Source organism: Hyphomonas sp., assembly GCF_022844445.1.
Classification (GTDB): Bacteria; Pseudomonadota; Alphaproteobacteria; order Caulobacterales; family Hyphomonadaceae; genus Hyphomonas.
On sequence record NZ_JALHLS010000022.1, the window covers coordinates 24,385 to 44,550 of the forward strand.

Below are 20,166 nucleotides of genomic sequence, written 5' to 3' on the forward strand. Positions count from 1 at the left end.
CATGACCACTGTCCTCATCGGAGCACCGGCAGCGGCCGTCACGGCCGCTGAAGCCAAGGCCACGCAGGTCTTCCCGACCTCCGATGGGGACACCTATGTCGATCTGCTGCTCGCCGTCGCGCAGCAGAGCGTGGACGGGCCGAATGGGTGGCTCGGCCGCGCGATCGGCACGCAGACGCTCGAACTGCAGGCTCGCTGCGGCTTTTGGAGCATCGCGGAATGCGACGGCAGCATTCGCCTGGCCTACGCACCGGCGACGACCATCACCAGCATCAAATATCGCGACGAAGAGAACGTCGAACACACGATCGACGGCGAGAGCTACGAGTTGATCGACGGCTACGTTGTCCGCGCGGAAGGCTACAGTTGGCCTACGGCAAAGTCCGTCAAGATCCGCTATGTCGCCGGGCAGGCTGCCGCCGATGTGCCGAAGGCCATCAAGCACGGGCTGATCCTGATGGCGGCCGAACTGAAGACCGCCGGCGGCATCTCCGGCGCCATCCGGCGCGAAGTGGTCGAGGGCGTCGGCACGTTCGATTATGCCCTTCCCGACATCGCGGCCGAGACGCTCCGCAAGACGGGCGAGCGGTTGCTAGCTCCCTTCCGCGTGTACGGCCTATGACACCTGAAGCGGCCAAGGCGGCGTTGCGGCGGCAGCTGGAACCCCACGGCATCACCGTCACGATTACGCGTGGAGGCTCACAGGAAACCAGCGGTCTCGCGAAGGTCACGCGCGTCAAAGGCGACGAGCTGGTGAATGATATCGAGCAGACATCCCACGAGATCGTGCTGCTCAACGAGGATCTCGCCTTTGCCCCGGCCAGGGACGACATCGTCGAGTTTGGCGAACACATGCTGGCGATCGAGGAAGTCGACAACCAGACCCGCGCGATTGCCGGGGTTGTCGTCGGCTACAACATCACCGCAAAGGGACGATGACCGCGCGCGTCCGCACACGGATGGACGTCCTGGAACGGGACATCGTCGCGTTCGTTGGCGAAGATCTGGCCCCGGCCGCCCAGGCAGAGATCCGGGCGCGCGTCGCGCGTGAACATCTCGCCGACGCTCAGTCCATCAATCGCATCGTGACCGGACGCGTTCCCGAGCACGATACCTTTGTCGATGGCCGAGCTGGCGCGCCACTCGAAAGCGTTAAACCGAACGGCGTTGTCGTGTTCGAGTTCGAGCTGGTCGCCGATGTGCTTCTCTGGATCCATACCGCGCTCAAGAAGCATTCGCCTCGCTTCAAGGGCGACTATCAGACCTCGCATCAGCTCTTCGCTGACGACGTCGAGGTTGCGGACATCGAGAACCCGCCGTCCGCGCGCGAATATGTGTTTCTGAACGAACAGCCCTACGCGCGAAAGATCGAGCGCGGCCAGAGCAAACAGGCTCCGGAGGGTGTCTACGAGGGCATCGCGGCGCTGGCAAAGCAACGCTTCGGCAATGTCACCAGCATCGGCTTTGGGTTTCGCGAGTTTCCGGGCGGGGCGCTGCTGAAGTGGGCGGCGATGCGAAAGCCATCGCGCACCGGCTACAGCCGCCGCGCGCGGCAGGCCGCTCTTCGCCGAGACACACGGCAGCCGGCTATAATCGTCCGTACAAGCAAATAGGGAACGACGCATGGCAAGCATGGCTGTTGTCAATGCGGTCGAGGCCTATTTGAAGGCCGAGCATCCCGATGTCGCGTTTCGCGGCTTGAAGGATGAAGGCGACGCCCCGCCCGCGGATGGCGGCACTTTTGTCGCCATCCAGTACACCGTTCCCGACGCCGAACAGGCCAGCATCGGCGCGCCGGGAAGCAATGTCTTCCGCCACACCGGCGCCATTCGCCTGGTCGTTTCGGTTGGAAAAAAGACGGTGAATCCTCGCGAGGCCGCGGTGACACTGTGCGATGCGCTGGCCGTTACCATGCGCAGCAAAAGCATTTCTGGTGTCATTACGCACGCGCCCACTTCGCCGGTATTCGACGACCGGAGCGATGACGGCCTCTACCACGTCTTTTCGTTCTCGACACCCTATCAGCACGACGTACTCGGTTAACCCGCTTCACGGAGCTTTCACATGACCATTGGATCCAGCAGCCGCTCCCGCGTCGCGTATATCGCGGAAGCTTCGTATGGCGTGACGCCGGCCGAGCCGGTGTTTCAGGAGATGCGCGTCACGAGTGGTGGGCTCCGCTCCACCAAGGCGACGGCCGTATCCAACGAGATCCGGGCAGACCGCAACGTATCGAACATCGCCCTGGTCGGCCTCGACGTGACGGGCGGCTATCCGATCGAGCTTTCCTACGCATCCTTCGACGACTTCCTCGCGGCGGCGCTCTGCGGCAGCTGGGATACGAACGTGCTCAAGAACGGCGTGTTGGCGCCGAGCTTCACGATCGAGGAGACGGTCGAGCTTGGCGCGACCGACAGCTTCAGCCGGTTCCTGGGTTGCATGGTGAACACCCTGTCGCTCGCGATGGAAGCGCGCGGGTTGGTTACCGGCAATATCGGCATAATGGGCCACTCGGAAACGCTGGGCACGGCGATCCTTGAGTCCGCTACCTATACGCCTCCGAACGACAACCCGATCCTGACCGCCTCGGCACATGCTGCCTCGCTGGCGGTCGCCGGGTTGAATCCAGTGCCGATCATCCGTGCTCTCAATGTGGAGGTGAACAACGGCCTTCGCGTGCGCCCAGCCATCGGCACGCTTTACACGCAGGAATTCGGCCAGGGTCGCTGCGTCGTGACCGGAACAGTGACGGCGTACTTCACCAGCAATGCGCTTTACCAGAAGGTGATGGACCATGCGCACGGCGCGATCTCGCTGACGCTCGGCGCGGATACGGGCGAGAAGTACACTTTGTCCATCCCCCGCGCGCGCTTTCTCGACGGCGCGCGCCCGATCGGCGGCAACGACGACGACGTGATGGCCGAGATCCCGTGGCAGGCCGAATTCGACGCCGGCGAAGCCTGCTCGATCAAGATCACGCGCGCCGTCGCCTGATGGTGGACAACGGAATCACCGTCCACGCCGCCTTCACGGGCTACCCCGATGGGACAACGGCGCGGACCTTTCGGGCTGGCGAGCGCCCGGAAGATCTGTCGGCAGAGTACGCCGAACTGCTCGTCAGGAAGGGCCACGCGCAGCGCGACGCGGTCCGCGAAAAGCAACCAAGGAAAAAGGAAACGACGCGATGAAACTTTCTGAGTTGAGATCGAACACCCATGCGCGCGAGAACGGCCGCTGGATGACGGACCTGCCGAACATGGGCGATCTGAAGATCTTCACGCGAGGTCTCCGCAACGCCGCAGCGGCGAAGCTAACCGCGAGGTTCTTCGAGTCCCTGCCCCGCAAGGAAAAGCGCGGCACCCTGTCGATCGAAAGCCGCGAGCGGCTTAACACCGAGATACTCGTCGAGACTTGCGTCATGCCGGATCCCGATACCGGCAAGGCGTGGAACCTCACGGACGACGCCGGCGCCGATATCCCCTTCAGCAAGGAAAAGCTGCGCGAGCTGCTGACGGATCCGGATTACATCGACTTCCGCGACGCCTGCCTGGTTGCTGCCACGACAGTGGCGGACAACGAGGACGAAGAGGACAAGGCCGACCTAAAAAACTGAAAGACGCCCTGCTCTGGGATTTGGAGTGGGGCGATCACATCGAGTTCCTCGAGGACGTTGAGGAGATGACCGGGTCAGCTCGGGCGCTCGAAACAAGACCGGATCTTCCACCGGATCTTGGGCGCTATCTCGCCGCCTTTCACGATCTATCCGGCGACCGGCAGCTGGGCTTCGGCGCCGCCGGCTCAATCACTTTCTCGACCATCGACCAATATGCTCGCCGCTTTCACATCGAAGACGGCGAGTTTGAATTCTTCCATGCCGCTATCCGGCATCTCGACGGTGTGTTCCTCGAACACATCCGCAAGACAACGCCGAAATCACAGCAGCCGCGGAGCTAACCCTTGGCAACTCTCGAATCCATTCGCCGTGTACGTATTCAGTACACGTCCGACGGCGCGGAGAAGGCCGAGGCGGACGCGCGCGGTGTGGCCGTGGCGCAGGAGGAGCTCGGCCGATCAAGCGAGGTCGTCTCGATCGCAACCGAGCGGGCGGCGCGTCGTCAGCTGTCCGCCGCCGCCGCGTATGAGCGGCAAAAGGTGGCGCTGGATTCGACCCTACGGGCGCAGCAGACCTATGAGCGCCAGATGCGCGTGATCGAACGCGCGCAGGAGCAAGCTACGATCTCGGCCGACGAGGCCGCAGCCTCGATCCTGCGCGTCCGTGAGGCTTACCAAGCCGCCGGCTCGCCGCGCGGATCCTTTGACCAGACGGACATCAACCGGCTGCTGGGCGTGCAGGCGCAAGTCCACGGCGCGGCGGCACAGTCGGCCGCTGTGTTCGAGGAAGCGGCGCGGGAGACCGCGCAGTATCAGGCGCGTGCATCGGCCCTGCGGGCGCAACTGGATCCGTTATCGGCCGCGCAGGACCGGCTCAACGCGGAGATGGCGGAATACTCGGCGCTGGCTGCCCGTGGCATTATTTCGACCGGCGAACTCGCGGGCGCGCACGCGATGGCCATTACGCGGTTCAACCAGACCCGCGACGCCATTGACGGCGTTCAGAAGAAGACCGGCCTTGCGACCCACCAGTGGGGAAACCTGGCCTATCAGGTGAACGACGTCGTTACAATGCTCGCTATGGGCGCGCCGCCGATGATGGTTCTGACCAGCCAGGGCGGCCAATTGTACCAGATCCTTTCCACCGCACCGGGCGGCGTCGGAGGTGCGCTGGGCGAGATCGCTACACGCGCGGCAGGCCTCGCCGCGAGGTTTGCGCCGTTCATCGCGATCATTGGCGTGGCGGGCGCTGCCGTGGGCGCCCTGACAGCATCGATCAACGAGACATCGAAGGTCACCGTCAGCTTCATGGACGTCGCCCTCGGCGTATTCCGCGTGATCGGCGACGGCATCTACAGCTTTATCAGGCCGGCGCTGGACTGGCTGGCACCGTACTGGGAGGCGACGTGGGACTGGATCAAGAAGGACGCGGCGTCCTCCTTCAACATGATCGTCCGCGGGCTCAACGGCATGTGGGAGGTCTTCAAGGCGTTTCTCGCCTCGCTGCCACCGGCCTTTCGTCTCGCCGCGGAGAACGCCGCCAATTTTCTCGTCGCCGGCATCGAGGCGGGGGTCAACAAGTCGATAGAGCTGCTCAACAAGCTGCCGGGCGTTGCCCTCAATGCCGTCAGTCTGGGCCGTGTCGATATCGGCGGCGGAGATGCACAGAAGCAGCTCGACGGCATTCTCAGCGGATTGCAGGATCGTCTCGGCCAGATCAATCAGACCGACTATGCCAGTCAGTTCATGGGAGCGATCGGCAACGCGGCACGCGATCGCGCGACGGACCGGGCGATGGGCAACGATGCGTACAAGGACATCGTTGGCCAGGCGAAGGAGCGTGTGGCCTCGCTGGAGGCGGAAGCGGCGGCGCTCGACATGACGAACGGCAAGGCGGAGGCCTACCGTTTCACCCAGGAACTGATCGCGGCCGCGAAGGCGCAGGACATCGAACTGCTGCCGGCGCAGCTGGAGCAGCTTCACGAGCTCGGCGAAGCCTACGCGAACGCCCAGCTGAAGCTCGACGGCATGCGGCTCACGATGGAGAACCGCGGGCCGTTCGAAACACTGCAGCAGGATCTGGCGAACCTGAAGGAGATGGTCGACGCCGGCGCGATCTCCTGGGAGACCTACGCCGACGCACAGCGCCGCGCGACGGCCGAGGCCCATGCCACGGTCGCCGGCTATGCCTCCGATGTCATGGGCATCATGGGGCAGCTGTTCGAGGACAACAAAGCGGTCGCAATCGCGAACGCCATCGTGTCGACCTATGAGGGCGTGGCCAAATCGCTCGCAAAATATCCGATGCCCTGGGCCGCCGTCATGGCCGCCGCGCACCTCGCCCTCGGCATGAAGCAGGTGATGGCAATCAAGTCGACGAACAAGACCTCGAAGTCGGCCAGTGGCGGGGGTGGCGGTGGCGGTGCGTCACCGTCGGCAGGCGCCGCGTCCGGCGGAAGCCAAGAGGCCGTGCAGCGGCAGGCTATCAGCATCGCGCTCTATGGCGACACGGTGAAGGCGGAGTCCATCGAAGAAATGGTCAAGAAGATCAACCAAAATACGGTCGATGGCGGAACGCCGCTCATCACCATTCAACGCATGGCGAGCTAACGATGTCCATCTACATCGCAGACGCTCTTGTCATCCAGCGCGGCCATTCTCCCCTTCTCGGACTCAACGCCCCGGTCTTCGGCTGGAAGTCCGTCATTACGGCGGTCGACGCCGAACAGGAAGATGCCGACTATCCCGCGTCGAACCTCCTCAACGATCTCACCAATGCGAAGTGGATGAGCGACAGCACGTCTGCACAGAGTTTGACGTTCGATCTCGTCACCGAGGAGCCGGTGGACTATATCGCGATCGCCCGGCACAACTTCGGATCCGGGAAGATCGAGATCTCGGTCAAGAGGCCAGATCCAGAGAACGAAGGTGAGTTTCTACCGCTCTATGGCCCGCTTCTCCCGTCACACGACGGAGTAATTCTGATCCGGGTCGACCCGATTTATCTATCCCAGGTTGTCATCGACCTCGCGCCCGACGCCGAGACGCCCGTGGCTCCGTCCGCTGCGGTTATCTATATCGGCAAGTTGCTTGAGGTGTTGCGTGGCTTGCCTCCGCCGCACACGCCGATCACACGCGGCTTTCGGACGGACATACAGACGAATCGCTCAATGAAGGGCGACTTTCTGGGCAGCGTCATGACGGACGAAGGGCTCGGTACGTCGATCTTCATCGACCATTTGAACGGCGCGTGGTTTCTGGCCGAGATGATGCCGTTCATCCGGCATGCGAAGGACCGCAACCCCTTCTTTTGGGCTTGGTCGCCGCAGCAGCACCCAGACGATGTTGCCTTCTGCTGGTGCGTGAGCGACCCGGACGTGCCGATCACTGAGGTGACCGAACTCGTTAATGTGAGCCTATCGATCGAGGGCGTGCCTCAGTGAGTCTGATCAAGGCGCTTGACTTCATCGAAGCCGACATTCCTTTTTGCGTCCATACGTTTGGGGTTTCGCCGTGCACCGCCACGCTGGTCGGAGAAAATCCGACCGGAACGATCAAGTGCTTCAATTCTCCGCGCACATGCCAGGACCAAGCGAATTACGAGGATCAGCCCGTTACATGGCGGTTCTCGAAACAAGGGCTGCAATATGTCCGGGCCGGCATAGAAGCCTTCGCACTGATTGAGGACATCAGTTTTACCCCGCAGGAGATATCGCTGGGCGAGAACCTCGGCCGGCGAGCCTCGCTCGAAGTCGTGTTCCGGGATCAGCCGTGGACCGACACTGGCCCCGGCTTCGACAAATACCGGCTTGAGCGCGGCTACGATCCGGTGAAGCAAGGATCCTTCTGGGGGAAATTTCGGGCACGGCAGTATTCGCTTCGCGGCCGCGAGCTGCGCTGGTATCGCGGCCAGGAAGGCCAGACCCTCGAAGAGATGGAGAAGCGGACTTTCGTCGTCGACGAAATGGACGGGCCGGACTTTGCTGGACGCTTCCGCATCGTCGCGAAGGATGCGCTGAAGCTCGCGGACGGCGACCGCGCGATGGCGCCGATGCTTTCGCCCGGATTCCTGACATCGGATCTCGCTGTCGACGACGAAGAGTTCACGATCTCCCCAGTAGGCGCCGGCGCGTCCTACCCGATTTCCGGCGAGATCGCGATCGGCGGCAAGGAGATTTGCCTGTACACGAGGACGGGCGATGTGTTCGACATCACGCGCGCGCAGCGCAATACACCAGCGACGGCGCTGAAGGCGCAGGATCGCGTTCAGCTTTGCTTGGTCTACACCGCAGAGACCGCCGCCCGGATCCTGTTCGACCTGTTCGTGAATTATGCGAGCATTTCCGCGACCTACATTCCCCTCGACAGCTGGGATGCGGAGGTCGCGGCCAATCTGAGCACCGTCTATTCGCGCTGCATCGCCGAGCCGACGCCGGTCCGCGAGCTGGCGTCACAAGTCGTTCAGGCCGCCGGCCTCAAGGTGTGGTGGGACGATCTCGCGCCGATGATCCGGCTTCAGGTGATCAAGGCGATCCCGACCGACGCCGCGCTGCTCACGCCCGACAACATCAGCGTGAAGGATCGGCCGCAGGTTTCGGAGCAGCATGACACGCGCGTGTCGGATGTCTGGACCTACTTCGCACAGAACAACCCGCTGAAGAAGGTGAGCGACGAGGATAACTACGCCTCGGTCGCATCCGTCATCGACGGCCAGGCGCAGATCGATTACTGGACCCCGGCGATCAAGAAAATTTATGTGCCGTGGATCGCGACCGGCGGCCGGATCCCTGCGCAACGCGTCGGGAACATCATTCTCGGCCGATACCGCGACCCACTGCGCAAGATGAAATGCGCGTTGCCGCGCGGCGGGCTGATCGTCCCGGTGCTGGGGCGCGGCTATCAGATCATGGGCGAGCCGTTTCAGGACGCGACGGGTGCGCCAGTTGCGGTGCCCGGTGAACTGACCCGTCTTCTGCCGCGCGACGCCGATTATGCGCTCGATCTGCAGGAGATGCTTTTCCGCGAGTACGGGGATTTTGACCCCGACGAGCGCAGCATCTTCATCGAAGCGGATACCTACAACCTGAATTTCCGCGAGGCGTATCAGGCGCTCTACGGCGATCCAGACATCACGAAACCGGCGACGATGATCATCGAGCCGAACGTCATCGTCGGATCGACAAGCACGTCAATTCCGGCGCTCGACATCGGCTTATGGCCGGTCGATATGGATTTGACGCTTATTATTCGCGGGCGGGTGCAGGGACTAGGCGGCGACGGTGCGTCCCATCTGGGGGCAAGCGCCGCGCCAAACCAGTACCAGCCGCCGACCGCCGGCGGCACATCCCTCTATGCGCGTTTCCCGGTCGATGTTGACATGGCGGACGGCGCAATTTGGGCCCCCGGCGGCGGTTCAGGCGGTGTCTATGCCGGTGGCGGCAAGTATCACGGCGGCGGCGGTGGCCAAGGCTCCCGCGGCGGCAGAGGCGGTTCAGGGGTAAACGGTGGAAGCGACGGTCATGATGGGTCTCGTGATGCTCCTGGCCAATCCGGACACCCAAGTTTCTTCGGCGGCGGAACAGCCCAGCCCGGCGATACAACGAGAACAGATAACGATTTTTATATTGGCGCCGCCGCAGGCATTGCGGTCGATGGCTGGTCCTATCTGACCGTTATCGAGGCCGGCGACGTAGTCGGCACTACGTTCAACTGACGTACGTATTCACGAACAATCGAGGCAAGGCATGGCAACGCTCGGGCGGTGGCAGCGGACGATTACGGACATTCTCAATGAGATCATGCCGGATGCGTTCGTCGAGGTCCGCCGCGAAGATAACCTGACGCGGCTTGCGAACATCTATTCGGACCGCCAAGGCCTCAACGGGATGGACAACCCGTTCCAGGTCGGAGCGGACGCGCTGGCCGGATTCCACGCTCGGGGAGGGGCTTACCGCATCAAAGCGTGGAAGGTGATCGAGGGCGAGACCTACGAAGTCGAGTGGAAATACGAGCCAATAGGCACGGCGGCCGAGCTCGACTTCCTCGACGGCATCACCGGCGGAACGTTGATGTTGTTCGATCCAGAGACGGAAGATGCCGATCCGGACGAAGGCGGATTGCGGTTCTCCGCATCGCTCGTGGACATCGATGATACTGGCTGGCTGTATCTCAGCAATGTGAATGTCGAAGGCGATCCCATCGGCCCGACGATTGATAGCTGGGACGACATCGGAGCCCTGAATTGCAAGGGCTATCTGCGAATTCAGATCGATGGCAACCCGCTGGTTTGGCGCGAGCTGATCATCACTGGTGACGTCGAGGCGGTTGGAACCCGCCGTAAGGTGCCGGTCGTTCTCATCGACAAGGGCGGCGATCTTTTCGGTGGCGAACAGCTCGCGCTTCATTTCTCGCCCGCCGGGCCTGGCCAAGCCGATCAGGTCAGCTATTCCGGGCATGCCGCCTTTCCTGGCGCGGAGGATGTAGAGGCTGCGCTCGATCAGGCCGGAGACAAGTTGCAGTACGTCACGGTCTCGGCGGCCACTGATCTGGACTTTATCCGAAACCGGGTAGCTGACCTCGATGCTGTAGTTGTACTGCGCGGAGCGTGGGACGCGTCGTCCGGGATCTTTCCGTCGACCGGCGGCGGCGGAACGGCCGGAGCTGTTATCGCTGGCGACAGTTGGATCGTTGAGGTTGCTGGAACCGTCGGCGGCGTTGCGTTCTCTGTCGACGACCGCCTCATCGCGCTGGCCGACGCACCCTCAACCACCGTGTACGCGGCTAACTGGCTGAAGGCGGATTACAGCGACCTGCTGACCGGCGTCACGCTCGGCGCCGCCCTTGCGGCATGTGCAGCGAAAACCACGCCAGTCGATGCGGATGTCGTCGGCCTCGGGGACAGCGCGGATTCCGGGATCCTGAAGAAGCTGACTTGGGCGAATATCAAGGCGACCCTGAAGACGTATTTCGATCCAATCTATGCAGACGCGCCGACCGTGCGGACGCTGCTCGGCTTCCCGAACGTAACAACCGACAGCCGGCTTGTGCGGCACGACGGAACAACCGGGGGTCAGCAGAGCTCTTCGGTCACGGTGAACGACAGCGGCGACACGTCGGGCGTTCGCAATTTCACCATGTCCGGCGCGCTCGCGCTCACAGGTGATATTTCGCCCACGGCCCTTTCGGCGAACACCAACGATTACAATCCGACGGGGCTCTCTACGGCTGCTCGTATCCGGCAGGACGCAACGACGAACATCGAGCTGACGGGTCTCGCCGGGGGCACCGATGGCCGCCAGATCGTGTTCCACAACATCAGCATCAGCAACATCACGCTGAAGGACGAAAGCGCCTCCTCGATCGCAGCAAACCGTCTAGCCCTCAACGCCGATTTGCTGATTCAGCCGGACCAGAGCGTGATCCTTGAATACGACGCCACCAGCGCGCGGTGGCGAGCAATTGGCGGCGGCGGCGGAAGCGGCGGTGGATTTGTTGCGGCGGTAAAGGCCGATCAGCTCGCGGCCTCGTCAAATCTTGTTGGCGTTACGCCGGCCGTTCAGCAATTCCATCCCAGTGCGGCGAAGGCATGGGCGAAAGTCCTCGGCGCGGGATCGCCGACCTTGGCGGCGGGCTACAACATCAGCAGCGTCGGGGATCAGGCATCAGGCATCGTCAGGCTGAACTTCGCTGTCCCGTTCACATCGGAAGACTACTCGGCTGTTCATGGCGTGATCGGAGCGGTGAGACACTGGACCATCATGGATCACGGCGACTTCACGGCGAACTATGCGCAGGTGCGGATTTCCGCTGGATCCGGAACGGTTCCTACCGATCCTGAGGACGGTTACACCTTCGCAGCCTTCGGAGAACAGTGATGGACCATTGCATTGTATATACGGACGGCGGCGGCGCACTGTCTGTATTGCATCCCGCCGACAACGCGCGCCTGATCGAGGTCGATGGACAGATCATGCCCGCGTTCGCCAAGTTCACCCATCCGTCCAGCATGGCAAAGGCCGTGGCAGACGGAGGTGCGAAGTACGCCGAAACCGAACAAGAATTCCTGGCGCGCATCGCCAAGAAGGATGTGCCGGCCGGCGCTGTTGACGTCGTCTTCGTGCGCTGTGCCGACCTGCCCGCAGATCGAGAATTTCGAGACGCATGGACATTGAGGAGCCGGGCGGTGGCGATAGACCTCGCCAAGGCGAAGAATATCGTCGTGGAACGGCTTCGTCAGGTTCGCGCTCCGCTGCTTCAAGATCTGGACGTTGCCTTCTTGCGTGCGTCCGAGGAGGCTAATCGTGAGAAAATGGAAGCCGTGACCCAGCGTAAGCAATATCTGCGTAGTGTCACAAAGGACGTTCGTTTGAACGCGAAAGGCGCGAAGGCTCTTTCCGAGGCGTTCGCAGCCATTTGTTCGGAGATGGCGTCGATCTGATCACGCCTCACGGCGGAACGGCAGGGCTTTGCGCGTTTTGCTCAGAAGGCCCACGGTCATGAGCGGCTTGAGGCCTGTGGCTTCAACCACCATGTCGCGAAGTTTGGCGCGGCTTGCTCCGAAGAGATCAAGAGCGTTCGTGCCATCCACGTCGTGACCACTGCCGTGTTCGAGGTAGAGAATTCCGCCGGGAGCAAGGCTCTCCGCCCAGGCGCGAAAGGCCCGCTCCGGCTCCATCGCATGGTCCCATGAGTTCGTATAGACGACGTTCCACTTGCCGCGCCAATCGTCCCGTATGTCGTGGAAGTCCCACTGGATCGTGTTCGGGAACTGCGACGCGGTTTCGGCAATATCTGTGCCGAGAACTTCGGCGTTCGGAAACTGCTCGGCAAACCAGCGCAGCTCGGCGCCGTTGCGGGAACCGTGACAGAGGACCGAATGGACCCCACCTGACACACGTCGGCGGGCATGCCTTGCGATCTGCCGGATCATGCGCCCGTTCGTAAATACGTGCTGCAGCTTCAGGCGATTTCCCTCGCTTTGCACGCGGCGGTACGCCTCATAATCGGGCCTGCCGTCGCGTTCATATCGCGCAATTCGGACGCCGTTCTGCTCAGAGACGACAAGCTGCGCGCCGGCAGCCGCCGCTCTGGCGGCCTCTTCGATCTCGGCGCCCTTACGGGTCCAATAATCGGAGTCCTTGTGCTTATTGAGCGCCCACATCGGCCTATCTCCCTGACCTTCTGGGGCACCCTACCGGGCGGTTGAATCGCCGGTCAAGAACAACGTGCGCTCGTAGAATCTTCGCCGCCGGGCAATCCGAGGTTCCGGATCCGGCTCTTCCTTTGTCCTGAATCCTTTGGGGGACTTCCATGCAGAACCGCATCGTCGCGGCGCTGGCGCTTGCCTGTGCCGTTTCCTTCGCCGCACTGCCCGCCGGGGCGCATCCGCTCGTGCCCGGCCTCGCCGCGCCCGCCAAGGCCAGCAAGGCGCGCAGCGCCCCTCCCCGTGGCGGCGATGTCGTCGCACTGGCCGAGCGGTATATCGGCACCAACCCCACGAAGATGCGGCGCCTCTGGTGCGCGAACTTCATCGGCCTGATGGAGAAGAAGGTCGGCCGCAAAGGCACCGGCTCCAACCTCGCACGATCGTACGACAGGTACGGCCGCAAGATCGCGCGCAGCGAAGTCCGGCGCGGCGACATCGCCGTCATGCGGCGCGGCAAGCGCGGCGGGCATGTCGGCTATTTCGTCGAATGGGCGCCCAACGGCAAGGCGGTCCTGATCTCCGGCAACAGCCGCGGCGGCAAGGTCGCCAAGGGCCAGTACAGCGTCGGCCGCATCTATGCCTGGCGCCGTCCAGGCTGAACTTCCGTCCCTACATTCTGGAGAGTGAGATGACCTTCGTCTTCATCAAGCCGAAGCGCAAAGTGACGCGCGTCTTCTGGCATTGCACCGCCACCGACCACGCCCATCACGACAACATCGCGGCCATCCGCGAGATGCACCGGCAGCGCGGCTGGTCGGACATCGGCTATCACATCATGGGCCACAAGGACGGCTCCGGATCCTACGGCCGTAACCTGGAGCTGACGCCTGCCGCGCAGGCCGGGCACAATGCCGCCGCGATCGCCGTCACGCTGCATGGATTGGAGAAGGCGAAGTTCACGACCGCGCAGTACAACTTCGCGCGTGATCTGCGCGAGCAGATCGACCGGGCCTACACCAACGGCGTGACGCATCACGGCCATTGCGAGGTGGCGGCGAAGGCCTGCCCGGTGTTCGACTATCGCAACGTTCTGCAGCTCGATGCGCGCGGGCGTCCGGCCCCGACCATGACGCCGACCGTGCCCAAGTTCGTGGCCGGCGGATTCGCCGCGGCCGACTCCGACGACTTCGCCCTGCCCGGCCGTCTGCTCAAGGTGTCGAAGAGCTACGATGACGCGGTCGACGATCTGCAGCGGATTCTCGCGCGTCACGGCTATGACCCAGGCACGATCGACGGATGGTTCGGCGAGCAGACCGAGAAGGCCGTCATGGCCTTCCAGCGCGATCATGGCCTCGTCGCGGACGGCAAGGTCGGCGCCCTGACGCGCGAGATGCTGATCGCGGATCCGCACCTGAAGGCCGCGTAATGACGCAGACACGTGCCCTCGCCCTGCTCTGTTTCCTCGGCGCCGCCGCGCTCGTCGCCGAGGCTTTGCGGTGCACAATTTTCGGAGGCTGATTTGTCCATTTTCAAACGCAAGACCATATCGCTCGCCGAGCACGAGCGCATTGTCCGCATGAACGACGCCGATGCGAGCGACCAGATCACCTCCCTGTACCAGCAGGTCGGCGAATTGAAGTCTCAGGTGGCGGCCATGCAAAAGCCGACGACGGATGAAGGCCTGAATGAGATTTCCGCCGCCGTGGCGCTGCACGTCGACAATCTCTTCGTGCGTGCCTGGGATTCACCCGCGAAGCGCACCCGCGCTGTCCAGATTACCGTGCGCGAGGCCATTCGCGAAAGTTTGACCGGAAGCACTCACTGGAATCCGCCTTCGGTCTGAAGACCGCCGCGCGGCGGTTCCGCGCATTTGTCCCTACACTCCGGAGAACAAGATGCTTCGCAAACTTGCGTGCGCGGCTGCGGCCGTGCTGTGCCTGACTGTAGCCGCCGCCGCCGCCGTGACGGCGGACGCCGAAGACCTTCGCGTCGTCAGCTGGGAGGGCGGCGCGACCGCCATCGTCAAGACGCAGGATCGTGTCGGCGATGCCTTCCGCCTCGCCCAGGCTGAAGGCCCACTGGTCGAGCCCGTGCCTGTCGAGGCCGAGAGCACGATCCCGAATCCCGACGAGATCCGCAGCTGGGGAGATCTCGTGACCTGGCTCGGCGGCTATATCGAGGAAATCGTTCTGGTGTTCATTGCATTCGGCATACGACTCCTGCCGGGCCAGCTCTACGCCATTCTGGTGACCGCGCGCTGGGAGCAGATCGCGGCGAACGCCATCCGGTTCGGTATCAACCGGGTCGCTGGCACCCTCGCGGACAAGCCGATCGTGGATTCCGCACAGGGCCAGAGCGTCCTCAACCAGGCGCTGGTCTTCGCCCTGCAGTACGGACCGGGCTTCCTGATCAAATGGGTCGGCGGTCCGAAGGCTGTGGCCGAGAAGCTGGCGGCGCGTCTCAACCTCGACGCCGATGTCGATGTCGATCCGGCCCAGGCGGTTCGCGCGGCGCGCACTATCGGCGTGATCTGAATGGGGTTCCTCGGAACCCTTTTCGCGGGTCCGATCGCGGGGGCATTTGCCTCCGCGTTCGGGCGCGTGCTGCGCGACATGTTCGGCGACTGGCTGCTCGCGCGCAAAGCCCAGCAGCTCGGCCGCGCCGAGACCCTCGCCGCCGGCGCCAAGGTGGCGGCCGAGGCCGAGCAGCGCATGAAGGACGCCGCGGCGCACGCGCCGCAGTCGATGGCCGAAGCGATCGAGGCCCTTCGTCACGAGGGCGAGATATGACCATACCGCCCGAACTGATCGGTGCGCTGCTGCTCGCTGGGTCCGCGCTCCTCGACGCCCGAAAGGAAGCCGCACCGCTGCCGCCCCCGACACCGGCGGTGCAGGTCGTCTGCCCGCGCGAGACGGAATGGAGCCGCAGCTTCCGCGACGAACTCGCCCGCGAGGTCGAAACCATCCCGCATCTGCCGTCCGTACAGCGGCAGTTCCTCGAACACATCAAACTGCGCGCCGAGGCGCGGGCATGCCGGAAGGGCGCGAACTAATGCAGGAATCGGCGAACACCGCGATCTGGATCTCGGGCATCGGCGTCGTCATCGCCGGCACGGTGGCAATAGGAAAGGCGTTCATCTCCGTTGGTCAGCTGACCTCGCGCGTTGCCCAGCTGGAGCGCGATCGCGACGCAGAGAACGAACGGCGCGAGAAGACGCAGAAGGAGGTCGACGCGATGCTGGGCGTGCTGCGCAGCCAGATCCTGCTGTTCGGCGAAACGATCAGCGAGGCGAAGCTCTATGCCGCCAAGCACTATGTCGAGATGGAAGACTTCCGGAGCCTGACGGGCAAGCTGGACACCATTTTCAAAAACCTGAGCAAGGTGTCGCAGGATCTCGCGCTGCAGGGCGCGCTGATCAGATCCGTCGAGGCGGCCGTGAACGATCTGAAGCGCGGCCGATGACGCGCTGCATGTTCTGGCCGTGCTGCGTGCTGCTGTCGCTCGCGGCGCTTTTCGTGACGGTCCTGGCCATGCCGTGAGCCGGTGACAGGGGGCGGGCTGGAAACCCGCCTACGGGGCCAAGCTTGGCGGCCGAGACCCCGCACGACGACATCTAGGATAACGCCGCCCCGTCGCCGCTCGCGCGAGCACCGGCAGGGTGGACCGATATCCTTAAGGCATTCTCAAATGGACATTGAGGTCCGGCGCGTGTCGCCGGCGCATCCCGTCGCGCCCTATATCGGCGGGAAGAAGCAGCTGGCCGAAGCCATCATCCAGCGCATCGAGCGGATCCCGCACGACGCCTATATCGAGCCCTTCATCGGCATGGGCGGCGTGTTCCTGCGCCGGCGGATGGCGCCGAAGACCGAGGTCATCAACGACCTGTCGTCCGATGTCGCCACGCTGTTCCGCGTGCTGCAGCGTCATTACGTGGCGTTTCTGGAGATGCTGAAATTCCAGCTGACCTCCCGCCAGGAGTTCGAGCGCCTGGCCGCGACGGATCCGGTCACGCTGACGGATCTCGAACGCGCCGCGCGCTTCCTCTATCTGCAGCGCACGGCGTTCGGCGGAAAGGTGGCGGGCCGCAATTTCGGCATGACGCCGACCGGCCCCGGCCGGTTCGATGTGACGAAGCTCGGTCCCCTTCTTGAGGCGGTTCACGAACGTCTCGCCGGCGTCGTCATCGAGCACCTGCCGTTCGACGAGCTGATCCGTCGCTATGACCGGCCCGGCACGCTGTTCTATCTCGATCCGCCCTATTGGGGCTGCGAGCGCGACTATGGTCCGGCGATGTTCCGGCGCTCGGACTTCAATCACATGGCCGCGCTGCTGGCCTCGATCGAGGGCACGTTCCTGCTGTCGCTGAACGACTGCCCCGGCGTGCGGGAATGCTTCGCCGCCTTCGCGTTCGAGGAGCTGGACGTGACCTACACGGTCGGCGGCGGCGACGACGCCCAAGAGGCGAAGGAAGTGCTGATCCATCCGCGCGGCCAGGCGCGGCAGGATCCGGCGCCCGATCTTTTCGGCTGAGTTCCCCGGCGGCGTCTCCGCGGCGCCGGGCGAAGGCGGGTCTCCGGCCCGTCTGTTTGGTGCGTAGGTGGCGACTCTTTTGTTGCTGCTGCCTCGATCGGCAGACCTGCAAATTTGCAGGTCTGCCGCTCTGGCGTTTCCTCCCTTGCCTTGCCCCGCCCCGGCTTCCCGCCGGCGGCGGGGCCTTTTTGCGTTCGGGCTTCCCTTGCCGGGCCGCCCCGATTTGTTCTAGCTATGTTCTCATGGCCGATATCGAGACCCTGGGGCAGCTGTGGCAGGAGGGCTGGCGGATTTCCGCCAAATGCCCCGACCGGCGGCGCGACGGGCTGAAGACGCGGCGCCATCAATGCGGCTGGAAGGCCGAGCTGGATCTGCGCACGCTCCTGGTGACGCGCGGGCCGGGCTTTCCGCTCGACCGCCTGTCCGCCGTAGTGATGTGCCCAAGGTGCAAGCGGCGCGATATCGTGCTGAGTTATTCGGCACCGGCCGAGCCCGTGACGCGGCTCATGACGGGGTAGTTTCCGTGTGCAATCTCTACAGCCAGACCAAGGGCCAGAAGGCCATCCGCGATCTCGCCCGCGCGATGCACGACCGGACCGGCAACCTGCCGCCCCTGCCCGGCATCTTTCCCGACTATCCCGCCCCGATCGTCGTCAATGAGCCGGACGGCCGCGCCCTCGTCATGGCCCGCTGGGGCATGCCGTCGCCGCCGGCTTTCATCAAGAACCGGGATCCCGGCGTGACGAACATCCGCAACACCTCGTCGCCGCACTGGCGGCGCTGGCTGAAGCCCGAAAGCCGCTGCCTGGTGCCCTTCACATCGTTCTCGGAATTCAACAAGGCCGAGGGCGGCGATATCTGGTTTGCGTTTTCCGACGAGCGGCCGCTCGCGTTCTTCGCCGGCATCTGGACACCGCAATGGAGCAGCGTGCGCAAGGTCAAGATCGGCAAAGAGACGACGGACCTGTTCGGCTTCCTGACGACGGAGCCCAATGCCGTCGTCGGACCGATTCATCCGAAAGCGATGCCGGTGATCCTCACAAGCGAGGAAGAGCGCGACGTCTGGATGCGCGCCCCGTGGGATGAGGCCAAGGCCCTGCAGCGGCCGTTGCCAGATGACGCGCTGACGATCGTCGCGCGTGGTGCAAAGCAGGATGCGCCGGTGCTAGTGTAGGGACTGCCGATCCCAATCCGGCTCGAACGGTTCTTCGGGGTCGATTTCGAGCGTGTCGGCGTCGAAGCCTTCGGCATGGAGCGCCTCCAAGGCGTCGTTCAGTTCGCCGTCGTCGATGACCGCAAGGGCGCGGTCCTCAAACTGTTCCGGGGTCATTGAGCCTTCCGGATCGATCTTCGCGCGCATCAGGGCCTGCAGCCGCCGGACGGCCAGATAAACCCGTTCCATCGCTTCGGCTGGTGTCATCGGCTGTACTCCTTGCACAAGGTCTTTCGCCAGACCTGGCTTGGCCCCGAACGATAGCGGCTGGCCCGTTTCTTCGAGACGACGCCTTCAAGGCCCGCGCGGCAGGCGTGCTCGTAAAGCAGCTGGCCGTCATCGCCGGAGACGGCCTCGCTGAAGGCGATCCCCGGCATTGCGGCGACAATCTCGCCCAGCCGGGCGCGGCGTTCCTCGCACGGCCGCTCGCGCAGATCCTCGCCGTCCAGCGCCAGGAGATCGAATGCCATGAGCGTGGCGCGCGCCTTGCCGGCGCGCGATCGCAGCGCATGGAAATTGCAGTTCTCGCCCTCGATGCAGGCGCCCTCGCCATCGATGACGAAGTCGTGCGGGATCCGCGCCAGGCCCGCCGCGATGCCGGTGAACTCGGACGCGCGCTCGTTTCCCGGCCGCGTCCAGATCTTCACCTGGTCGCCTTGCTTCCGGCAGATGAGGCGATACCCGTCATATTTCAGTTCGTGAATCCAGTCCGGCCCGGCAGGCACCTTGGCGGTGAGGGTCGGCTTGCAGGGCTCTATGAAGCCCTCGGGGAACCGGCGGCCGCCGCGCGGCGCCGGCGTGTTACGCCACAGCATGCGAGTCGAGTCCGCTGGACGGCGATTCGTTCCGTCAGGGTGCAGTGGCGGCTATCGGCTGAGGGGGCGGCACTTCAAACTGGAACGTGGCCGAGGGCGGAAAACCGATTTCGACCGTAAAGCCGGAAATGCGGAGGTAAGGATTGCCATTCAACCACTTGGCAGTCTCGCTGGCTATCTTCATGGCATTTCGAATGCTGTAGTCGACATGCAGATCCGCAGAAGCTTGCGCACTGCGTCCATTCTTTTCTTCCGGTCCGCTGCCCGTGGCCGGGCCGCGTCCTTCGCCAACGGTTCCCGGCTCAGCATGGGCTTTGCCCTCGACGAGGAACCCTGCCCCGGCCTCAGAGCCCAAAAGCTCCCGCTGGATCTGTTCGAGCCGCCGTCCGACCTCGGCATAAGTCTCTTCCTGGCTCACGGGTGGTTGAGCCATGACATGCGTCGGCGCGAGCACAAAGATGAGGGAAACGATCGTCTTCATCCGGCGATCTTCCGGGGCGACGGCCCGGATTGCAAGTGAGCGGCTTCAGGCGACCAGCCGGAAGCGGATTACCTGTCGGGGTATAAGGCTGTAGCGCCCCCTCGCTACCATCAATTTCAATGACTTAGCGGAAGGCGATCTGCGGCTGCAGCAAGAGCGACAGCGCTGAAGCCTGCCGATCGGGCGCCGGGTCGTGGCGTCGGCTATTCCTCACGGAACGCGCGGCTCACCTGATCTGCGAACGGCTTGATAAGATAGGACGCCGCGGTCCGCTGCTCGGTCTCGATATAGACCTCAACCGGCATGCCTGGAATGAGCCTCCGGTCGCCGAGCATTTTCAGATCTTCGACCCGAACCTGAACATCTGCGA

27 protein-coding genes are annotated in these 20,166 nt (G+C 63.7%); 23 read left to right on the forward strand and 4 right to left on the reverse strand.

Annotated features, from left to right (window positions below):
- Position 1: 1 nt before the first annotated feature.
- From Q0C17_RS17115 to Q0C17_RS17175, 13 genes are all read left to right on the forward strand, one after another.
- Positions 2–622 (forward strand): hypothetical protein, encoded by a 621-nt coding sequence (locus Q0C17_RS17115; RefSeq protein ID WP_291209004.1) that lies wholly within the window; start codon positions 2–4, stop codon positions 620–622.
- A complete protein-coding gene (locus tag Q0C17_RS17120) occupies positions 619–939 on the forward strand; it encodes a hypothetical protein (RefSeq protein ID WP_291209007.1) in 321 nt (106 codons plus the stop codon). The genes Q0C17_RS17115 and Q0C17_RS17120 overlap by 4 nt, the downstream gene beginning before the upstream one ends.
- Entirely contained in the window at positions 936–1,613 is a 678-nt protein-coding gene (locus Q0C17_RS17125; protein ID WP_291209009.1) for a hypothetical protein, read from the forward strand. Before Q0C17_RS17120 ends, Q0C17_RS17125 begins: the two co-directional genes overlap by 4 nt.
- A gap of 10 nt (positions 1,614–1,623) precedes the next feature.
- Entirely contained in the window at positions 1,624–2,043 is a 420-nt protein-coding gene (locus tag Q0C17_RS17130; RefSeq protein ID WP_291209011.1) for a hypothetical protein, read from the forward strand.
- Between the two features lie 21 nt (positions 2,044–2,064).
- A complete protein-coding gene (locus Q0C17_RS17135; protein WP_291209014.1) occupies positions 2,065–2,994 on the forward strand; it encodes a phage tail tube protein in 930 nt (309 codons plus the stop codon).
- Complete coding sequence (locus tag Q0C17_RS17140; RefSeq protein ID WP_291209017.1) at positions 2,994–3,188, forward strand: hypothetical protein; 195 nt, start codon at positions 2,994–2,996, stop codon at positions 3,186–3,188. The genes Q0C17_RS17135 and Q0C17_RS17140 overlap by 1 nt, the downstream gene beginning before the upstream one ends.
- Entirely contained in the window at positions 3,185–3,613 is a 429-nt protein-coding gene (locus Q0C17_RS17145) for a hypothetical protein (RefSeq protein ID WP_291209020.1), read from the forward strand. Before Q0C17_RS17140 ends, Q0C17_RS17145 begins: the two co-directional genes overlap by 4 nt.
- 65 nt (positions 3,614–3,678) lie before the next feature.
- Positions 3,679–3,954 carry a hypothetical protein gene (locus tag Q0C17_RS17150; protein ID WP_291209023.1) on the forward strand — a complete coding sequence of 92 codons (276 nt, stop codon included), beginning with the start codon at positions 3,679–3,681 and terminating at the stop codon, positions 3,952–3,954.
- A 3-nt stretch (positions 3,955–3,957) separates the two neighbouring features.
- Positions 3,958–6,222 carry a phage tail length tape measure family protein gene (locus Q0C17_RS17155; RefSeq protein WP_291209025.1) on the forward strand — a complete coding sequence of 755 codons (2,265 nt, stop codon included), beginning with the start codon at positions 3,958–3,960 and terminating at the stop codon, positions 6,220–6,222.
- A gap of 2 nt (positions 6,223–6,224) precedes the next feature.
- Positions 6,225–7,055 carry a hypothetical protein gene (locus Q0C17_RS17160; protein WP_291209028.1) on the forward strand — a complete coding sequence of 277 codons (831 nt, stop codon included), beginning with the start codon at positions 6,225–6,227 and terminating at the stop codon, positions 7,053–7,055.
- Positions 7,052–9,325: a hypothetical protein gene (locus tag Q0C17_RS17165; protein WP_291209030.1), complete on the forward strand. Its 2,274-nt coding sequence runs from the start codon at positions 7,052–7,054 to the stop codon at positions 9,323–9,325. Before Q0C17_RS17160 ends, Q0C17_RS17165 begins: the two co-directional genes overlap by 4 nt.
- Before the next feature lie 31 nt (positions 9,326–9,356).
- Positions 9,357–11,486 (forward strand): hypothetical protein, encoded by a 2,130-nt coding sequence (locus tag Q0C17_RS17170; protein WP_291209032.1) that lies wholly within the window; start codon positions 9,357–9,359, stop codon positions 11,484–11,486.
- Complete coding sequence (locus tag Q0C17_RS17175) at positions 11,486–12,049, forward strand: hypothetical protein (protein WP_291209034.1); 564 nt, start codon at positions 11,486–11,488, stop codon at positions 12,047–12,049. Before Q0C17_RS17170 ends, Q0C17_RS17175 begins: the two co-directional genes overlap by 1 nt.
- Here Q0C17_RS17175 and Q0C17_RS17180 read toward each other — a convergent pair whose 3' ends face one another.
- On the reverse strand, positions 12,050–12,772 hold the full coding sequence (locus Q0C17_RS17180; RefSeq protein ID WP_291209036.1) for a class I SAM-dependent methyltransferase: 723 nt from the start codon (positions 12,770–12,772) through the stop codon (positions 12,050–12,052).
- 149 nt (positions 12,773–12,921) lie between these two features.
- On the opposite strand from Q0C17_RS17180, the gene Q0C17_RS17185 reads away from it, so the two are divergent.
- The 10 genes from Q0C17_RS17185 (at position 12,922) to Q0C17_RS17230 (ending at position 18,461) form a co-directional block, all read left to right on the forward strand.
- Positions 12,922–13,416, forward strand: a complete 495-nt coding sequence (locus Q0C17_RS17185; RefSeq protein ID WP_291209038.1) for a CHAP domain-containing protein — start codon at positions 12,922–12,924, stop codon at positions 13,414–13,416.
- A gap of 29 nt (positions 13,417–13,445) precedes the next feature.
- The gene (locus Q0C17_RS17190; RefSeq protein WP_291209039.1) at positions 13,446–14,183 is read left to right on the forward strand and encodes a peptidoglycan-binding domain-containing protein; all 738 of its coding nucleotides are present in this window, start codon (positions 13,446–13,448) and stop codon (positions 14,181–14,183) included.
- A gap of 93 nt (positions 14,184–14,276) precedes the next feature.
- Positions 14,277–14,600 (forward strand): hypothetical protein, encoded by a 324-nt coding sequence (locus Q0C17_RS17195; protein WP_291209040.1) that lies wholly within the window; start codon positions 14,277–14,279, stop codon positions 14,598–14,600.
- Between the two features lie 52 nt (positions 14,601–14,652).
- Positions 14,653–15,291, forward strand: coding sequence for a hypothetical protein (locus Q0C17_RS17200; RefSeq protein WP_291209041.1), 639 nt, complete (start codon positions 14,653–14,655; stop codon positions 15,289–15,291).
- Positions 15,292–15,546 (forward strand): hypothetical protein, encoded by a 255-nt coding sequence (locus Q0C17_RS17205; RefSeq protein ID WP_291209042.1) that lies wholly within the window; start codon positions 15,292–15,294, stop codon positions 15,544–15,546.
- Positions 15,543–15,809, forward strand: a complete 267-nt coding sequence (locus tag Q0C17_RS17210; RefSeq protein ID WP_291209044.1) for a hypothetical protein — start codon at positions 15,543–15,545, stop codon at positions 15,807–15,809. The genes Q0C17_RS17205 and Q0C17_RS17210 overlap by 4 nt, the downstream gene beginning before the upstream one ends.
- The gene (locus Q0C17_RS17215) at positions 15,809–16,219 is read left to right on the forward strand and encodes a hypothetical protein (protein ID WP_291209046.1); all 411 of its coding nucleotides are present in this window, start codon (positions 15,809–15,811) and stop codon (positions 16,217–16,219) included. Before Q0C17_RS17210 ends, Q0C17_RS17215 begins: the two co-directional genes overlap by 1 nt.
- 225 nt (positions 16,220–16,444) lie before the next feature.
- On the forward strand, positions 16,445–17,287 hold the full coding sequence (locus Q0C17_RS17220) for a DNA adenine methylase (protein ID WP_291209047.1): 843 nt from the start codon (positions 16,445–16,447) through the stop codon (positions 17,285–17,287).
- Between the two features lie 242 nt (positions 17,288–17,529).
- Positions 17,530–17,805 carry a hypothetical protein gene (locus tag Q0C17_RS17225; protein ID WP_291209048.1) on the forward strand — a complete coding sequence of 92 codons (276 nt, stop codon included), beginning with the start codon at positions 17,530–17,532 and terminating at the stop codon, positions 17,803–17,805.
- Between the two features lie 5 nt (positions 17,806–17,810).
- Positions 17,811–18,461, forward strand: coding sequence for an SOS response-associated peptidase (locus Q0C17_RS17230; protein ID WP_291209049.1), 651 nt, complete (start codon positions 17,811–17,813; stop codon positions 18,459–18,461).
- Here the strand turns inward: Q0C17_RS17230 and Q0C17_RS17235 are convergent.
- From Q0C17_RS17235 to Q0C17_RS17245, 3 genes are read right to left on the reverse strand one after another with little or no spacing between them, the layout of a single operon-like run.
- Entirely contained in the window at positions 18,453–18,707 is a 255-nt protein-coding gene (locus Q0C17_RS17235) for a hypothetical protein (protein WP_291209051.1), read from the reverse strand. The genes Q0C17_RS17230 and Q0C17_RS17235 overlap by 9 nt on opposite strands.
- Entirely contained in the window at positions 18,704–19,315 is a 612-nt protein-coding gene (locus Q0C17_RS17240; RefSeq protein ID WP_291209053.1) for a hypothetical protein, read from the reverse strand. Before Q0C17_RS17240 ends, Q0C17_RS17235 begins: the two co-directional genes overlap by 4 nt.
- 34 nt (positions 19,316–19,349) lie before the next feature.
- A complete protein-coding gene (locus Q0C17_RS17245) occupies positions 19,350–19,796 on the reverse strand; it encodes a hypothetical protein (protein ID WP_291209055.1) in 447 nt (148 codons plus the stop codon).
- Between the last annotated feature and the right edge of the window lie 370 nt (positions 19,797–20,166).

What these genes read in the sequence shown, in the direction of transcription:
- Q0C17_RS17115 (WP_291209004.1), top strand. Translation starts at nt 2, where the DNA reads ATGACCACTGTCCTCATCGGAGCACCGGCAGCGGCCGTCACGGCCGCT.
- Q0C17_RS17120 (WP_291209007.1), top strand. Translation starts at nt 619, where the DNA reads ATGACACCTGAAGCGGCCAAGGCGGCGTTGCGGCGGCAGCTGGAACCC.
- Q0C17_RS17125 (WP_291209009.1), top strand. Translation starts at nt 936, where the DNA reads ATGACCGCGCGCGTCCGCACACGGATGGACGTCCTGGAACGGGACATC.
- Q0C17_RS17130 (WP_291209011.1), top strand. Translation starts at nt 1,624, where the DNA reads ATGGCAAGCATGGCTGTTGTCAATGCGGTCGAGGCCTATTTGAAGGCC.
- Q0C17_RS17135 (WP_291209014.1), top strand. Translation starts at nt 2,065, where the DNA reads ATGACCATTGGATCCAGCAGCCGCTCCCGCGTCGCGTATATCGCGGAA.
- Q0C17_RS17140 (WP_291209017.1), top strand. Translation starts at nt 2,994, where the DNA reads ATGGTGGACAACGGAATCACCGTCCACGCCGCCTTCACGGGCTACCCC.
- Q0C17_RS17145 (WP_291209020.1), top strand. Translation starts at nt 3,185, where the DNA reads ATGAAACTTTCTGAGTTGAGATCGAACACCCATGCGCGCGAGAACGGC.
- Q0C17_RS17150 (WP_291209023.1), top strand. Translation starts at nt 3,679, where the DNA reads ATGACCGGGTCAGCTCGGGCGCTCGAAACAAGACCGGATCTTCCACCG.
- Q0C17_RS17160 (WP_291209028.1), top strand. Translation starts at nt 6,225, where the DNA reads ATGTCCATCTACATCGCAGACGCTCTTGTCATCCAGCGCGGCCATTCT.
- Q0C17_RS17170 (WP_291209032.1), top strand. Translation starts at nt 9,357, where the DNA reads ATGGCAACGCTCGGGCGGTGGCAGCGGACGATTACGGACATTCTCAAT.
- Q0C17_RS17175 (WP_291209034.1), top strand. Translation starts at nt 11,486, where the DNA reads ATGGACCATTGCATTGTATATACGGACGGCGGCGGCGCACTGTCTGTA.
- Q0C17_RS17180 (WP_291209036.1), bottom strand. Translation starts at nt 12,772, where the DNA reads ATGTGGGCGCTCAATAAGCACAAGGACTCCGATTATTGGACCCGTAAG.
- Q0C17_RS17185 (WP_291209038.1), top strand. Translation starts at nt 12,922, where the DNA reads ATGCAGAACCGCATCGTCGCGGCGCTGGCGCTTGCCTGTGCCGTTTCC.
- Q0C17_RS17190 (WP_291209039.1), top strand. Translation starts at nt 13,446, where the DNA reads ATGACCTTCGTCTTCATCAAGCCGAAGCGCAAAGTGACGCGCGTCTTC.
- Q0C17_RS17200 (WP_291209041.1), top strand. Translation starts at nt 14,653, where the DNA reads ATGCTTCGCAAACTTGCGTGCGCGGCTGCGGCCGTGCTGTGCCTGACT.
- Q0C17_RS17205 (WP_291209042.1), top strand. Translation starts at nt 15,292, where the DNA reads ATGGGGTTCCTCGGAACCCTTTTCGCGGGTCCGATCGCGGGGGCATTT.
- Q0C17_RS17210 (WP_291209044.1), top strand. Translation starts at nt 15,543, where the DNA reads ATGACCATACCGCCCGAACTGATCGGTGCGCTGCTGCTCGCTGGGTCC.
- Q0C17_RS17215 (WP_291209046.1), top strand. Translation starts at nt 15,809, where the DNA reads ATGCAGGAATCGGCGAACACCGCGATCTGGATCTCGGGCATCGGCGTC.
- Q0C17_RS17220 (WP_291209047.1), top strand. Translation starts at nt 16,445, where the DNA reads ATGGACATTGAGGTCCGGCGCGTGTCGCCGGCGCATCCCGTCGCGCCC.
- Q0C17_RS17225 (WP_291209048.1), top strand. Translation starts at nt 17,530, where the DNA reads ATGGCCGATATCGAGACCCTGGGGCAGCTGTGGCAGGAGGGCTGGCGG.
- Q0C17_RS17235 (WP_291209051.1), bottom strand. Translation starts at nt 18,707, where the DNA reads ATGACACCAGCCGAAGCGATGGAACGGGTTTATCTGGCCGTCCGGCGG.
- Q0C17_RS17240 (WP_291209053.1), bottom strand. Translation starts at nt 19,315, where the DNA reads ATGCTGTGGCGTAACACGCCGGCGCCGCGCGGCGGCCGCCGGTTCCCC.
- Q0C17_RS17245 (WP_291209055.1), bottom strand. Translation starts at nt 19,796, where the DNA reads ATGAAGACGATCGTTTCCCTCATCTTTGTGCTCGCGCCGACGCATGTC.